The organism is Sphingomonas trueperi (assembly GCF_040545665.1).
Lineage (GTDB): Bacteria > Pseudomonadota > Alphaproteobacteria > Sphingomonadales > Sphingomonadaceae > Sphingomonas > Sphingomonas trueperi_B.
Genome location: NZ_JBEPMH010000002.1, coordinates 286,073 through 300,136, shown reverse-complemented (window position 1 = coordinate 300,136; position 14,064 = coordinate 286,073). Strand labels below are relative to the sequence as shown.

General features: G+C 66.4%; 18 protein-coding genes. 12 read left to right on the top strand and 6 right to left on the bottom strand.

Features of this window, described 5'->3' with window-relative positions; translation table 11 throughout:
• The first annotated feature begins 94 nt into the window (after positions 1-94).
• The 4 genes from ABIC65_RS08660 (at position 95) to queE (ending at position 2,996) form a co-directional block, all read left to right on the top strand.
• Positions 95-1,021 (top strand): Hsp33 family molecular chaperone HslO, encoded by a 927-nt coding sequence (locus tag ABIC65_RS08660; protein WP_354308111.1) that lies wholly within the window; start codon positions 95-97, stop codon positions 1,019-1,021.
• Between the two features lie 80 nt (positions 1,022-1,101).
• Positions 1,102-1,527: a hypothetical protein gene (locus ABIC65_RS08655; RefSeq protein ID WP_354308110.1), complete on the top strand. Its 426-nt coding sequence runs from the start codon at positions 1,102-1,104 to the stop codon at positions 1,525-1,527.
• Positions 1,528-1,674: 147 nt separating this feature from the next.
• The gene (queC, locus tag ABIC65_RS08650; RefSeq protein WP_354308109.1) at positions 1,675-2,367 is read left to right on the top strand and encodes a 7-cyano-7-deazaguanine synthase QueC; all 693 of its coding nucleotides are present in this window, start codon (positions 1,675-1,677) and stop codon (positions 2,365-2,367) included.
• Positions 2,364-2,996 (top strand): 7-carboxy-7-deazaguanine synthase, encoded by a 633-nt coding sequence (gene queE / locus ABIC65_RS08645; RefSeq protein ID WP_354308107.1) that lies wholly within the window; start codon positions 2,364-2,366, stop codon positions 2,994-2,996. The genes queC and queE overlap by 4 nt, the downstream gene beginning before the upstream one ends.
• A 237-nt stretch (positions 2,997-3,233) precedes the next feature.
• On the opposite strand, the gene ABIC65_RS08640 is transcribed toward queE, so the two are convergent.
• From ABIC65_RS08640 to lipB, 3 genes are all read right to left on the bottom strand, one after another.
• On the bottom strand, positions 3,234-3,884 hold the full coding sequence (locus tag ABIC65_RS08640; protein ID WP_354308106.1) for a hypothetical protein: 651 nt from the start codon (positions 3,882-3,884) through the stop codon (positions 3,234-3,236).
• 204 nt (positions 3,885-4,088) lie between these two features.
• Positions 4,089-4,313 carry a hypothetical protein gene (locus ABIC65_RS08635; protein ID WP_354308104.1) on the bottom strand — a complete coding sequence of 75 codons (225 nt, stop codon included), beginning with the start codon at positions 4,311-4,313 and terminating at the stop codon, positions 4,089-4,091.
• A gap of 104 nt (positions 4,314-4,417) precedes the next feature.
• A complete protein-coding gene (lipB, locus tag ABIC65_RS08630) occupies positions 4,418-5,062 on the bottom strand; it encodes a lipoyl(octanoyl) transferase LipB (protein WP_354308103.1) in 645 nt (214 codons plus the stop codon).
• 100 nt (positions 5,063-5,162) lie between these two features.
• Between lipB and ABIC65_RS08625 the strand changes: the two genes are divergently transcribed.
• Positions 5,163-5,987 (top strand): hypothetical protein, encoded by an 825-nt coding sequence (locus tag ABIC65_RS08625; RefSeq protein ID WP_354308102.1) that lies wholly within the window; start codon positions 5,163-5,165, stop codon positions 5,985-5,987.
• Positions 5,984-6,727 (top strand): hypothetical protein, encoded by a 744-nt coding sequence (locus ABIC65_RS08620; RefSeq protein ID WP_354308100.1) that lies wholly within the window; start codon positions 5,984-5,986, stop codon positions 6,725-6,727. Before ABIC65_RS08625 ends, ABIC65_RS08620 begins: the two co-directional genes overlap by 4 nt.
• Here the strand turns inward: ABIC65_RS08620 and ABIC65_RS08615 are convergent.
• The 3 genes from ABIC65_RS08615 to ABIC65_RS08605 are packed head-to-tail and all read right to left on the bottom strand — an operon-like array spanning position 6,694 to position 8,577.
• A complete protein-coding gene (locus ABIC65_RS08615) occupies positions 6,694-7,290 on the bottom strand; it encodes a GNAT family N-acetyltransferase (RefSeq protein WP_354308099.1) in 597 nt (198 codons plus the stop codon). The genes ABIC65_RS08620 and ABIC65_RS08615 overlap by 34 nt on opposite strands.
• A 4-nt stretch (positions 7,291-7,294) precedes the next feature.
• The gene (gene hemF, locus ABIC65_RS08610; protein ID WP_354308098.1) at positions 7,295-8,137 is read right to left on the bottom strand and encodes an oxygen-dependent coproporphyrinogen oxidase; all 843 of its coding nucleotides are present in this window, start codon (positions 8,135-8,137) and stop codon (positions 7,295-7,297) included.
• Positions 8,134-8,577, bottom strand: a complete 444-nt coding sequence (locus tag ABIC65_RS08605) for a tRNA (cytidine(34)-2'-O)-methyltransferase (protein WP_354308604.1) — start codon at positions 8,575-8,577, stop codon at positions 8,134-8,136. The genes hemF and ABIC65_RS08605 overlap by 4 nt, the downstream gene beginning before the upstream one ends.
• Positions 8,578-8,781: 204 nt before the next feature.
• On the opposite strand from ABIC65_RS08605, the gene petA reads away from it, so the two are divergent.
• The 6 genes from petA (at position 8,782) to ABIC65_RS08575 (ending at position 14,058) form a co-directional block, all read left to right on the top strand.
• Positions 8,782-9,366 (top strand): ubiquinol-cytochrome c reductase iron-sulfur subunit, encoded by a 585-nt coding sequence (gene petA, locus ABIC65_RS08600; RefSeq protein ID WP_354308096.1) that lies wholly within the window; start codon positions 8,782-8,784, stop codon positions 9,364-9,366.
• 12 nt (positions 9,367-9,378) lie between these two features.
• Positions 9,379-10,668 (top strand): cytochrome b, encoded by a 1,290-nt coding sequence (locus ABIC65_RS08595; protein ID WP_354308095.1) that lies wholly within the window; start codon positions 9,379-9,381, stop codon positions 10,666-10,668.
• A 14-nt stretch (positions 10,669-10,682) separates the two neighbouring features.
• Positions 10,683-11,519, top strand: a complete 837-nt coding sequence (locus ABIC65_RS08590; protein WP_064309834.1) for a cytochrome c1 — start codon at positions 10,683-10,685, stop codon at positions 11,517-11,519.
• Complete coding sequence (locus ABIC65_RS08585; RefSeq protein ID WP_354308094.1) at positions 11,519-12,061, top strand: adenine phosphoribosyltransferase; 543 nt, start codon at positions 11,519-11,521, stop codon at positions 12,059-12,061. Before ABIC65_RS08590 ends, ABIC65_RS08585 begins: the two co-directional genes overlap by 1 nt.
• A gap of 94 nt (positions 12,062-12,155) precedes the next feature.
• Positions 12,156-12,488, top strand: coding sequence for a hypothetical protein (locus tag ABIC65_RS08580; protein ID WP_354308093.1), 333 nt, complete (start codon positions 12,156-12,158; stop codon positions 12,486-12,488).
• Between the two features lie 262 nt (positions 12,489-12,750).
• Positions 12,751-14,058 carry a methyl-accepting chemotaxis protein gene (locus ABIC65_RS08575; protein ID WP_354308092.1) on the top strand — a complete coding sequence of 436 codons (1,308 nt, stop codon included), beginning with the start codon at positions 12,751-12,753 and terminating at the stop codon, positions 14,056-14,058.
• The last annotated feature ends 6 nt before the right edge of the window (positions 14,059-14,064 follow it).

Below are 14,064 nucleotides of genomic sequence, written 5' to 3'. Positions count from 1 at the left end.
CTATCTACGCCTCCGAACCCAGACAATGCGTTCGTCGGAACGCGCGAAGTCACCCCGACTTCTCGCGGCCGCAAACGAATGCCGGAGACGAACCGTGACCAACCCCGTTCCCGCCGCCGATCTCGATCGCGTGACCGGCTTTGCCATTCCCGAGCGCCATGTCCGCGGCCGCGTCGCGCGGCTCGGCCCGGTGCTGAACGAGATCCTCTCGGCGCACGCCTATCCCGCGCCGATCGAGAAGCTGCTGGCAGAGGCGCTGACCCTCACCGCGCTGCTCGGCAGCACGCTCAAGGATGCCGAAGGGCAGATGACGCTGCAGGCGCAGACCCAGCGCGGCATCGTCAGCCTGATGGTGTGCGACTACAAGAATGGCGAGCTGCGCGGCTATGTGCAGTTCGATGCCACGCGGCTGAGCCGGCTCGGCAAGAACCCGTCGCTCTCGGCGCTGTTCAACGGCGGCTATCTGGCGGTGACCTTCGACCAGGTCGCCACCAAGGAGCGCTATCAGGGCATCGTGCCGCTGGAAGGCGCCTCGATCGCCGAGGCGGCGCAGAGCTATTTCCTCCAGTCGGAACAGATCCCGACGCTGGTGCGGCTCGGCGTGCACAAGGACAAGGAAACCGGCAAGACGATCGCCGGCGGCCTGTTCCTCCAGCATCTGCCCGAGGGCGAGGTGGGGCGCGAGCGGCTGCACGTGCGGCTCGACCATCCCGAATGGCAGCATGTCGAGGCGCTGGGCGGCACGATGGGCGCCGACGAGCTGGCCGATCCGGCGATCCCGCTGGAAGGCCTCGTTTGGCGGCTGTTCAACGAGGAGAGCGAGGTGCGCATGCTCGTCGGGCATGACCTGTCGCGCGGCTGCCGCTGCGGGGCGGACTATATCCAGCAGGTGCTCGCCAAGTTCCCCGAGGAAGAGCGCGCCGCGATGGCCGACGAGGGCGGCGTGATCAAGGTCGATTGCGCCTTCTGCTCGAAGCAGTTCCCGGTGGCGCTGGCCGATTTCGTTCCGCCGTCGTTGTAAAGCCGTAATCCTCCTATGATATGTGAATCGGCGGACGGTGCCGTGGGAGCGGCGCCGTCCCCGTTGAGGAGGTTGAACGGGTGAACAAGCGCGTGGTTTGGATGGTGGCGGCCGGGTTGGCGCTGGTGACGGCGAGTGCATCGGCGCAGCAGCGGCCGGGCGCTGCTGCGGCTACCGCGCGGCCGGTGGACGTGCCGGCGATCAACCTGATCCAGAAGGGCAAATGGGCGGCCCGCGACAGCGAGGGCAAGGAGCGCGTGATGTGCGTGCGCGATCCCTACCAGATCCTCCGCCCCGAGAAGATCACCACGCCCTGCCAGAATGTGGTGATGGAGAGCGCTGCCAGCCGAGCGACCGTGCGCAGCGTCTGCACCGGCCATGGCACGATGCTCACTCGCATCACCACCGACACGCCGCGCCAGGTGACCGTGGAGATGCAGGGTGTGATCGACGGCCAGCCTTTCTCCGAAACCTATGACGCCAAGCGCATCGGGGAGTGTTCCTGAGCGGCTTGGTTACCATTCGTTAACCGGTTGGGGGTAGAAGGATGAGGTCCCCAGGGAGGTGTCTCTCCCTGGTTTGGTTTTCCCATTTCTATCCTTTCCGGCCGTCCCTCCGGGGGCGGCCATTTTTTTGCCGGCGAAAGCGCCTACATGCCGCCGATGACTCAAAGCATTGCCATCGCCCTGGTCTCGGGCGGACTCGATTCCATGGTCTCCGCCGCGCGTGCCCGCGAGGACGGCCACCGCCTGCTCGCCCTGTCGATCGACTATAACCAGCGCCACAAGGTCGAGCTGGAGGCGGCCGCGAAGATCACCGCGCTGCTCGGCGCCGAACGCCATGTCGTGCTGCCGCTGGACCTGCGCGCGTTCGGCGGCTCCGCGCTTACCGCCGATATCGAGGTGCCCAAGACCGGCGTCGGCAGCGACATCCCGGTCACCTATGTGCCGGCGCGCAACACGATCTTCCTCAGCCTCGCGCTCGGCTGGGCCGAGGCGGCGGGCGCGCGCGACCTGTATATCGGCGTCAACGCGCTCGATTATTCTGGCTATCCCGATTGCCGGCCCGAGTTCATCGCCGGCTTCGAGAAGCTGGCCGAACTCGCCACCAAGGCGGGCGTGGAGGGCGAGCCCTTCCGCATCCAGGCGCCGCTGCAGAACATGACCAAGGCCGATATCGTCCGCGAGGCGGCGCGGCTGGGGCTCGATGCGGGCCTCAGCTGGTCCTGCTACGACCCGACGCCGGAAGGGCTGCACTGCGGGCTGTGCGACAGCTGCCGGCTGCGCTCGCGCGGGTTCGAGGAAGCCGGGCTGCCCGATCCGACCCGCTACGCCACCCACCCATGAGCTACGCCGTCAAGGAAATGTTCCTCACCCTGCAGGGGGAGGGCGTCAATGCGGGCGCGCGGGCGGTGTTCGTCCGCTTCGCCGGCTGCAACCTCTGGTCGGGCCGCGAGGAAGACCGGGCGACGGCGGTGTGCCGCTTCTGCGACACCGATTTCGTCGGGATCGACGGGCTGGGCGGCGGCCGCTTCGCCGATGCCGCGGCACTGGTGGCGGCGGTGGAGGGCCATTGGGGGCCGGGCGCGGACAAGCGCTTCGTGGTGCTGACCGGCGGGGAGCCGATGCTCCAGATCGACGATGCGTTGGTTGAGGCGCTCCACGCCCGCGGCTTCCGCATCGCGATCGAGAGCAACGGCACGCTGCCGGTCCACCCGGGCATCGACTGGGTGTGCATCAGCCCCAAGGCGGGCAGCGAGGTGGTGCAGCGGCGCGGCGACGAGCTCAAGCTGGTCTGGCCGCAGGCGGGGTCCGATATCGACGCCATCGAGGGCTGGGACTTCGCCCATTTCCTGATCCAGCCGATGGACAGCGCCGAGGCCGAGGCGAACACCCGCGCGGCGATCGCGGTGGCGATGGAGCGGCCGCGCTGGCGCCTGACGCTGCAGACCCACAAGCTGCTGGGCCTGCGCTGATACCCAGCTGCACGGAGGGAAACCAACTGCCGCCCCCCAACCCGTCACCCCGGCGGAAGCCGGGGTCCATTGGGGCTCGCTATCGGCGCTTGCGGAGACCGAGAGGCGAATGGATCCCGGCTTCCGCCGGGATGACGAGGTCACGGTGAGGTCAGCCCCATTTCCGCGACGTGGTATCAGCAAAAAAGAAGGGGCGGCGCGGCGGCCACCCCTTTTTTGTCTAGGCTTGGGTTTGATTCAGCCCAAGGATCCGCACTTGCGGGCCTGATACTCGCCGTTCCGCCAGCATTTGTCGTTGCCGAACTGCGGCAGCGGGCGCAGGACCGGCCAGACGAAGGTCACGCGGCGGGTGCGGAAATGCTGCTCGCCCCAGGCCTTGAGGCTCTCGCGCAGCTCGCGCATCCGGCGCTGGGCGACGTCGCCCACGGTCCCCCGCGGTGCGTACACCACCTCCTGACCGATTGAGGCGGCCGTCTGGCAGAAAGACAGCTGACCCGAGACAGTCGAAAAGCTCGAATAGACACGGGTCGAAAACACGTCGAGCGCGTTCTGCGCGGCCTTCTTCGTCTTCGCGGTTTTTAGGAAATATTTCTCAAGCGTATCATATGCTTTATTGAACTCGTCATCATGATCTTTGCGAGCTGCGACATAGTTGTCATCGGCGAGCAACGTCGGCTCGAACTTGCATTGCAGTGCAGCAACGTTGAGACCGGCGCGCAGGCTCCACACCAGCGCGGCGCGCAACTCCGCCGGCGAGGCGCCCGGCAGCGCCTGGGCGATCATGCCCGGCTCGGTGCCGGTGACGGGCGGACCCGACAGATCCACCGACTTGAAGAAGAATTGCGCCGAAGCAGGCGCCGAAACGCACATTGCCGCGAGGGCAGCCATGCCCAAAGTGATACGCCGACTGAGCATCCCATCCTCTTGATACCGCTTAGAGAGATGTTCGTTAGGGCGTTTCGATTCGTCGCCCAAGCCCCTTTTTTCCAAACACGATGATCCGTGGGGCGCGGGGAGGGGCCGGTGCCGAAACGAGAAGGGCCGCCCGGTCGCCCGGACGGCCCTTTCGTACCGTACGCCGAAGCGCGATGATTACATCGCGTTCGAAGCGTTCACCGTGGCGTTGTCGACGACGGCGTTGTCAACCGGCGCAGCGACGTCAACGTTGGTGACCGAAGCGTCGGTGGTGTTTTCCGGAGCAACGACTTCGGTGGTGTTGTTGACGTTGGTTTCGGTGTTGCTGCTGCAAGCCGAGGCCAGGAGGGCCGCACCGGCGATCATCGAGCCAGCAACGATCTTCGAAAGGACTGCACGCATGTAATAGCTCCCTAGATAATGGATTTGGACGACGCTTGTACGCCGTTAATACCCAAACCGTGCTGGACATTAGACGGTTCGGGGGACACCCTCAAGACTCGAATTTATCCCGCGCGATCCAGAGCGTCCAAAAATGGCAAAAATGTGGCCTGTAGCGCCTGATCGAAGCGGTCCGTCGCAATCGGTTTGCCCAGCCTGGCGGCGCTGGTGACGGGGAATTCGGCGATTCCGCAGGGCACGATGCCGGTAAAATGGGTCAGATCGGGATCCAGGTTGATCGCGAATCCGTGCAGCGTCACCCATTGGCGGATTCGCACGCCGATCGCGCCGATCTTCGCCTCGACGCCCTGATCGAGCGTCCAGATGCCGATCCGGCCGGGCGCGCGGAACGCCTCGATGCCGCAGTCGCCGAGCGCCGCGATCACCCAGCCTTCGATGGCATGGACATAGTTGCGCACGTCGCGCAGCCGCTCGCGCAGGTCGAGCACGACATAGCCGATCCGCTGGCCGGGGCCGTGATAGGTATAGCGCCCGCCGCGCCCGGTGCGGTGGACGGGAAAGCGCGGATCGAGCATCTCGGCGGGATCGGCGCTGGTGCCGGCGGTGTAGACGGGCGGATGCTCGAGCAGCCAGACCAGTTCCTGCGCCGTGCGCGCGGTGACGGCGGCGGCGCGCGCCTCCATCGCGGCATGGGCTTCGGCATAGTCGATCGGCCGGGGCTCGACCCGCCATTCGATGGTTTCGTGCATGATCGCCGCCGCTTGCGCCCTTCCTGCGCCCAAGGCAAGCATTGGCAAGGCGGTGCACCCCGGCTAACACCCCGGGTCCCTCACGCAAGGACTTCGCCGCATGGCAAAAATGAGCATCGTCTGGGATCGGACCACGGCGTTCGTCGGCGCGCATCTGGGCACGCTGGTGCCGCTGGCGCTGGCGGCCTTCGTCGCCCCGGGCGTGATCAACAGCTGCGTTTCGGCTGCGGCGACGACGGCGAACCCGGGCGTGCGGCTAGCGGTGGGGACGCTGGTCGTCCTCCTGTCGATCGTCTCCTTCTGGGGTTCGCTCATCGTCATCGCGCTGGCGACCGGTTCGGGCAGCCTTGCGGATGCGGGGCGACTGGCCGCGCGCCGGCTGCCGGCGTCGCTGCTCGTCTCGATCGGGATCGGGATCGCCGCGGCGGTGGCGATGCTGCCCGTGCCGCTGATCCTCGCGACCCGCGGCTATGACCTGATGGCGATCGCCGCCGGGCAGGGGGCGAACATCGTCGTCGATCCGCAAACCTCGAGCATGGTTGCGCTGTGGGCGCTGGTGCTGGTCGTCGCGGGCCTTTTTCTCTTCACGCGCCTGCTGCTCGTCAGCACGGTGGTGCTGCGCGAGGGGGTGCTGTTCCGCGCGATCGGCCGCTCCTGGGCGCTCACCCGCGGGCATGGCTGGCGGATCCTCGGTCTGCTCCTGCTGTTCCTGCTGCTCGGCGGGGTGGCGCAATTGGCGGCGAAGGCGGTGTTCGGCAGCGTCTTCGCCCTGCTGCTGGGCAATGCGCCGGGACTGACGCCCGCGATGCTGCTCACCACGATCGTTGCCGCCATCGTGCAGGCGGTGGTGATGCTGCTGCTCGCCGCGTTCCAGGGCAAGCTCTACGTCGCGCTTACGACGACCGATTCGGTGTGGCCCGCATGACGCTGCGCCTGGCCGGCCTGTTCGCCGACGCAAAGACCCTGTGGCAACGCGAGCGGACGCTGGTGCTGCCGGTCGCGGGGCTGTTCTTCCTGTTGCCGAGCCTCGGCATCCTGCTGCTGATGGTGCAGGGTGCCCCCGATCTCGAATCGCTTTCCGACCAGGCGGTGCTGCTCGCCTTCTACCAGAAGTTCGTCGAGGCGAACGTGGTGCCGATCGCGCTGGCCTATCTGGCGGTCGACTACGGCATCTTCGCGCTGTTCAGCCTGTATCTGCGCGGCCAGGGGCAGACGCTGGGGCAGGTGATGACGGCGGCGTTGCGGCGGCTGTTTCCCTTCCTGGTGCTGGAAGTGGCGGTGAGCATCGGCTTCCAGCTCGGCTTCTCGCTGTTCATCGCGCCGGGGCTGTTCGTCTTCGCGCGGACCTGGCTGGCGGCCCCGGCCTACGCCGCGAAGCCGGAGGCGGGGCTGATCGAGGCGTTCAAGCAGGGCTGGGTGCGCAGCAGCGGGGTGACCGGGCTGCTCTTCCTGCTGATCGCGGCGATGGTGTTCGTCGGCGGCATCGGCGCAATGGCGGTATCGAGCATTATCACGGGCCTGATCGCGACCGCCGCGGGCGGCGGCGCGGTGCCCGAGTTCCTCGGCTATCTGCTGCTGTCGGTGATCGGCGCCGGCGTGTGGACGGCGCTGCTGATCCTGCGCGTCGCCGCCTATCGCGCGACCGAGCCCAGGCAGGGGATGTGAGGCGCCGCGTCCGCCGGTAGCACGCCGATCAGGCGCGGATCGGGGAAGGTCTCGATCGTGCGCTTGGTGGGCACGAATCCGTGGCGGCGATAGAAGCCGAGTGCTGCGGGGTGGTCTAGCGTGCAGGTGTGGATCCAGACGCGCGTCACGTCCTTGCGCCAGGCAAAGGCCAGCGCCTGCGCCATCAGCCAGCTGCCATGGCCCTTGCCGGTGATCTCCGGCACCAGCCCGACATAGCAGAGCTCGCAGGTGGCGGGGGTGCGGAAGTCGAACTCCAGCATGCCGACCTCGACACCGGTGCGGTCCACCACCGCGTAGACCGCCACCTGCGGATCGTCGAGAATCGCCCGCAGCCGCGCCTCGTCCATCACCAGCCGCGAGAACCACAGCCACGGCCCGCCCACCCGGCGGAACAGCGCGCGATATTTCTCGCTGTCCGGCGCGGGCCAGTGGATCAGTCGGAACGGGGAGGGGGCCATCGGCCGCGGCTTCGGCCGTTCGCGCATTTCCAGCGTGGTGACGATGGTGGCGAGGTGATCGTTCGCGACGGGCAGCAGGCCCATGGGCTCAGCTCCAGGCGGCCATCGGCGGCAGGCTCATCAGGATCGCATCGACATTGCCGCCGGTCTTGAGGCCGAACAGCGTGCCGCGATCGTAGATCAGGTTGAACTCGGCATAGCGGCCGCGCCATTCGAGCTGGCGGTGGCGATCGGCGTCGTCGAACGGCTGGTCCATCCGCCGCCGCACCAGCTTCGGGTACACGTCGAGAAAGGCGCGGCCGACATCCTGGGTAAGGGCGAAATCGGCCTCCCAGTCGTTTTCCAGATGATCGTAGAAGATGCCGCCCACGCCGCGATGCACCTTGCGGTGGGGGATGTAGAAATACTCGTCCGCCCAGGCCTTGAAGCGCGGGTAGTAGGACGGGTCGTGCGCGTCGCACGCCGCCTGCAGCCGGGCGTGGAAGTCGGCGGTGTCCTCGTCGTACGGCAAGGGCGGGTTGAGATCGGCGCCGCCGCCGAACCAGCGCTTGGTTGTCGTCAGGAAGCGCGTGTTCATGTGGACCGCGGGCACATGCGGATTCGCCATGTGCGCGACCAGGCTGATGCCGGTGGCGAAGAAGCTGGGATCCTCGCCCGCGCCGTGGATCGTCTTGGCGAAATCGCCCTCGAACGCGCCGCCGACGGTGGAGACGTTGACGCCCACCTTCTCGAACACCCGGCCCTTCATCACCCCGCGCACGCCGCCGCCGCCGGGCGCGCCGCTCGCATCGACCCGGTCCCAGGCGAGATAGTCGAACGACGCATCCGAGCCGGCCTCGCGCTCGATCGCCTCGAATTCGGCGCAGATCGAATCGCGCAAACCCTCGAACCAGGCGCGGGCGCGCTGCTGCTGGTCGTCGAGCGTGATCATTGCGGGAATCCTTCGGTCTGGCGGAGCGCTTCGGCGAGTCCGATGCCCGTTGCGACCGCGAGGTTCAAGGAGCGCAGCTCCGGCCGCAGCGGTATTCGCACTGCAGCATTCGCCCGGGCGTGCACGAAGTCCGGCACGCCGCTGCTTTCGGCACCGAACAGCAGCGTGTCGCCGGCTTCGAACCGCGCTTCGGGCAGCCGGGTGCCGCCGCGGGTGGTGAACAGCACGAGCCGGCCGGGGATGCGGCTCTCGAACGCATCCCAGTCGGCATGGCGCACCGTCTCGGGCGCATAGTCCATCGCCGCGCGCTTGCGGGCGCGATCGCCCCAGGGAAAACCCATAGGTTCGATCAGGTCCACCGCCACCCCCATGCACGCCGCCAGCCGCAAGATGGTGCCGACATTCCCAGCAATTTCAGGCTGGAACAACGCAACGCGAATTGTGGAGGGCGAAGTCATTTTGCAGTGCAACATTAAGGCCTTGGAGACGAGAAGATGAAAAACCCTGTTGGCAAAGCTGCATTGCGCCGTCTATCAAACTTGTAACGCCACCGGAAATCCGGCCGGCACTGAGCTTCGTTTCGTCCGCGTTCCTCTCTCCGCGGTTTCAACGCGGAAGAGTTCCCGAAGTGCAAGGGCTAGAGCATGGCAACGTTTGAAGAAGGCGTTTCTCCCGATCAGACTGTGGGCCTTGGCGGCGAAATTCTCGAGAATCCTCGTCGTCGCGATTATCTGCTGTATGCCGCCCCGGCCGTCGCGGCCGTCGGTGCGGGCGTGGTGGTGCTGCCGCTCGTCAACTCGATGAATCCGTCGGCCGACGTGCTGGCGCAGTCGACCACCGAGGTGAACCTCGCGGCGATCGAGCCGGGGCAGGCGATCAAGGCCAGCTTCCGCAAGCAGCCGCTGTTCGTGCGCAATCTGACGCCGAAGGAAGTGGCCGAGGCCGATGCGGTGCCGGTCTCCAGCCTGCGCGATCCGCAGACGCTGGATCAGCGCACCAAGGAAGGTCACAAGAACTGGCTGATCACGCTGGGCGTGTGCACGCATCTCGGCTGCGTGCCGCTGGGGGCGGGCGAGGGTGAGAATCGCGGGCCGTTCGGCGGCTATTTCTGCCCGTGCCATGGCTCGGCCTATGATACCGCCGGCCGTATCCGGCAGGGGCCGGCACCGAAGAATCTCGAAGTACCAAAATATAATTTCACGTCCGACACGGTTGTCACAGTCGGGTGAGGAGAGACCTGGATGAGCTTTCCCTGGGCGCGCCATTACGAGCCGAAAAACCCGGTGATGAAATGGGTGGACGATCGGCTGCCGCTGCCGCGGTTCGTCTATAACGCGATCGGCGCCGGCTATCCGGTGCCGCGCAACCTGAATTACTTCTGGAACTTCGGCATTCTTGCCGGGCTCTCGCTGGTGATTCAGATCGTCACCGGCATCGTGCTGGCGATGCACTTCCACAGCTCGGCAGCCGGGGCCTTTGATTCGGTCAACGGCACGATCATGCGGGATGTGAACGCGGGCTGGTTCCTGCGCTTCGCCCACGCCAACGGCGCCAGCATGTTCTTCGTCGTGGTGTACATCCACATCTTCCGCGGGCTCCACTACGGATCGTACAAGGCGCCGCGCGAGATGGTGTGGCTGCTCGGCGTGGTGATCTTCCTGCTGATGATGGCCACCGCCTTCATGGGCTATGTGCTCCCCTGGGGGCAGATGAGCTTCTGGGGCGCGCAGGTGATCACCGGCTTCTTCTCGGCGATCCCGGTGGTGGGCGACTGGATCCGCGTCTGGCTGCTCGGCGGCTATGCGCCGGACGATGCGGCGCTCAACCGCTTCTTCTCGCTCCACTATCTGCTGCCCTTCGTGATCGCGGGCGTCATCATCCTGCACATCTGGGCGCTGCACATCCCGGGGTCGAACAACCCGACCGGCGTGGAGGTGAAGGGCGAGCAGGATACGGTGCCCTTCCACCCCTATTACACCGCCAAGGACGGCTTCGGGGTGGGCATCTTCCTGATCCTGTTCTCGACGCTGATCTTCTTCTATCCCGATTATCTGGGCCATCCGGACAATTACATCCCGGCCAACCCGCTCTCGACGCCCGCGCACATCGTGCCCGAATGGTATTTCTGGCCCTTCTACGCGATCCTGCGCGCCTTCACCGCGGACTTCATCCTGCCGGCGAAGCTGTGGGGCGTGCTGGCTATGTTCGGCTCGATCCTGCTGCTGTTCTTCCTGCCCTGGCTCGATCGCTCGCCGGTCCGCTCGGCCCATTACCGGCCGATGTACCGCGTCGCCTTCTGGGTGCTGGTCGCCGACGTGCTGATCCTCGGCTGGTGCGGTGGTTCGCCCGCGGAGCCGTTCTACGTGATCACCAGCCAGATCGCCGCGGCCTATTACTTCGCGCACTTCCTGATCATCGTGCCGATCATCTCGCGGATCGAGACGCCGCGCCCGCTGCCCAACTCGATCACCGAAGCGGTGCTCGGGGATGAAGGCGGATCGCGCATCACCGCCACCGCGGCGACGGCATAAGGGGGCCGGGAACCATGACGTCGATCTTCTTTCGCTCGATCAAGTTCCTGATTGGTGGCGGCTTCGTCTTCGTGCTGCTGCTCGCCCTGCTGGGCAGCATCACGGGGCTCATCAAGGAGCCGCCCAAGCAGACCGCCGAACAGGCGCTGCACAAGCATCCGAAGGAACTGGACCTCCCCTCGAACGGGCCGCTCGGCAAGTTCGACACCGCCCAGCTCCAGCGCGGCTTCAAGGTGTACAAGGAAGTCTGCGCAGCGTGCCACTCGCTGCACATGATCGCCTTCCGCAACCTCAAGGACCTGGGGTACAGCGACGCGCAGGTGAAGAAGATCGCCAAGGAATGGGCGAACAAGCAGCCGGTGTTCGACGAAAAGGCCGGCACCTGGGGCGAGCGCGACAACATCCCGTCGGACCATATCCCCAAGGTCTATTATGCCGGCACCGGCAACCCGCCGGACCTCAGCCTGATCACCAAGGCGCGGCATGACGGGGCTGCCTATGTCCATTCGCTGCTGACCGGCTATGGCGAGAAGCCCGATGCGGCGAAGGCGGCGCAGTTCCCGGAGGCGATGAAGACGCCCGAGGGCATGCACTTCAATCCCTATTTCGCCAATCTCAACATCGCGATGCCGCCGCCGCTGGTGAGCGACGGCCAGGTCCAGTTCGACGATGGCACCCGCGCAACGGTCGACCAGATGTCGAAGGACGTCTCCGCCTTTCTCGTCTGGACCGCCGAGCCGACGCTGCAGGTGCGCCACCAGGCGGGCGTGGCGGTCGTGATCTTCTTGCTGTTTGCCACCGTGCTCGCCTATGGCGCGTACCTCACGGTTTGGCGCGGCATGAAGCATTGATGGACATCCAGCAGAACGAAGACATCCGCAGTCGCATTCGCACGATCCCCGACTTTCCGAAGCCGGGGATCCTGTTTCGCGACATCACCACGCTGCTGCTCGATCCCGAGGGGCTGCGGCTGACGATCGAGAAGATGGCGGCGCAGGTTGAGGGCAAGATCGATCTCGTCGCCGGCGTCGAGGCGCGCGGCTTCGTGTTCGGCGCGGCGCTGGCGGTGCGGCTCGGCACCGGCGTGCTGCTGATCCGCAAGGACGGCAAGCTGCCGGGTGCCACGATCGCCGAGGATTATGCCCTCGAATATGGCACCGATCGGATCGCCATCCATGCCGATGCGCTGGTGCCCGGCGCTCGCGTGCTGCTGGTCGACGACCTGATCGCCACCGGCGGAACGGCGCGCGCGGCGGTGCGGCTGCTGCGCAAGGCGGGGGCGGAAGTGGTCCAGGCCTCCTTCGTCGTCGATCTGCCCGATCTCGGCGGCGCCGATGCACTGCGCAGCGACGGAATCCAGGTCACGTCGCTCGTCGCGTTCGAAGGGCACTGACGGAACTCCACCGCCTGTCCGTGCGCTTCTCCGCCCGAGGGGCGCGGCCAGGGGCATCGCCCCGCCGCGCGCCTCCGGTAGAGGAGCGTACCCCATGCATATCGGTTTGAAGTCCTTTCTCGGCGCGGCGCTTCTCGGCGGGGCGGCGGCGCTCGGCGGCTGCATGGACGACGGCTATGGCTATGGCGGCTCGCGTGTCGCGGTCGGTTATGGCAGCGCGTACGGCAGCCCGTATTGGGGCTGGTACGACGATTATTATTATCCCGGCACCGGCGTCTATGTGTACGATCGTTACCGGCATCGCCATGCCTGGAACGACGGCCAGCGCGCTTATTGGGAGCAGCGCCGCGGCGGTTGGCGCGGCGAGCAGCGCTGGCGCAACAACTGGCGCGACTTCCGCGGCCGCCCGGGCGGAGGGCGGCGCTGACCGCCGCCTGTCCCGCCACATTGCCGAGCGCCGATTGGGGATTTCTGGGCTTTCATAAGCAAAACCCGCGTTCACAAAATAAACGTAGAACGTTCCCAGCGGGGCCAGTGGCCAGGCAAGGTGGCGATCAGTCAATAATTATATGGAATCTGCAACGATATGCCGTAGGCAACTAAGTAACTTCCCTTTACCCCGAATCTGCAACGAGAAACTTTTCCTCGTCTATGATGTCTTTGACGCAGATCAAAGACGAGGCTTGGGTATGGAGTGGTTCAAGGCGAATGCGCCGATCCGATTGAAGCTGTTGATCGCTTTCGGCCTGTTCGTCGGGCTGTTGCTTGCGGCGACTCTGGCCGACGCGCTGTTCACCCCAAGCGTTTCGCTGGACATTGAAATCGTGCTGCTCGTTTGCGGCGTGATCAGCGCCTGGTGGCTGCGCGAGGCGATCGCAGTGCCCTACGTCACCACCGTGGTCCGCATGGAGGCGTTGGCGGCGGGAGACCTCAAGAGCCCGATCGCCTATACCGAGTTCACCGATTGCGTCGGCCGGCTCACCCGCGCCATGGCCAGCTTCAAGCAGGCCGCCGAGGAGCAGATCGAGCAGAACCTGCTCGCAAAGGAACATGCCGCGGTGGTCCGCGGCATGGCCGTCTATTTCCAGCGGCTGGCCGACGGCGACCTCAGCGCCAAGATCACCGAACACTATCCCCAAGAGTTCAGCGATCTGAAGGACGGCTATAACGGCGCGATCGACCGCCTGCGCGACCTGATCGACGCGCTGATGGACAGCACCCAGTCGATCGAGACCGGCAGCCGCGAGATCGCCCAGGCCTCGGGCAATCTCGCCCGCCGCACCGAGCAGGCCTCGGCCGAACTGAGCCACACTGCGGTCGCAGTGAAGCAGATCACCGGCAGCGTCCGCGAGACCGCGGCGGCGGCCGACCAGTCGCTCGCCGCGAGCTATTCGGCGCGCTCGGCGGTGACCGAGGGCCGCAACCGTACCACCGCCGCTACGGTCGCGATGGACGCCGTCACCGAAAGCTCGCGTGCCATCGATGGCGTGATCGAGGGCCTCGAGAAGATTGCGTTCCAGACCCGGGTGCTTGCGATGAACGCGGCCGTGGAAGCGGGCCGCGCCGGTGAGGCAGGGCGCGGCTTCGCCGTGGTCGCCGATCTGGTGAGCGCGCTGGCGCTGCGGGCGGAGACCGAATCGGCGAGCGCCAAGGAACAGCTGACCCGCGCGCGCGACGAGATCGGCACCGCCGTCGCCGCCGTCGGACTGATCGACGAGGCCTTCCAGACGATCGAGGCCTCGACCGAGGACAGCGCCCGCCGTGCAGACGAAATCGCCCGCGCCAGCCGCGAACAGGCCGATGCCACCAAGGCGGTGTCCGGCGCGCTGAGTTCCATCGAATCCGGCATCCAGCAAAACGCGGCGATGGTCGAGGAGACCTCGGCGGCGACGACGCATTTGCTCCGCGAAGTCGAGGTGCTGAGCGGCCAGACCGGCGCGTTCAAGCTGGAGCGCGGGGCCGCCAAGCGGCAGGCGGCGATGCTGCAGGCGGCCTGAGGCTCG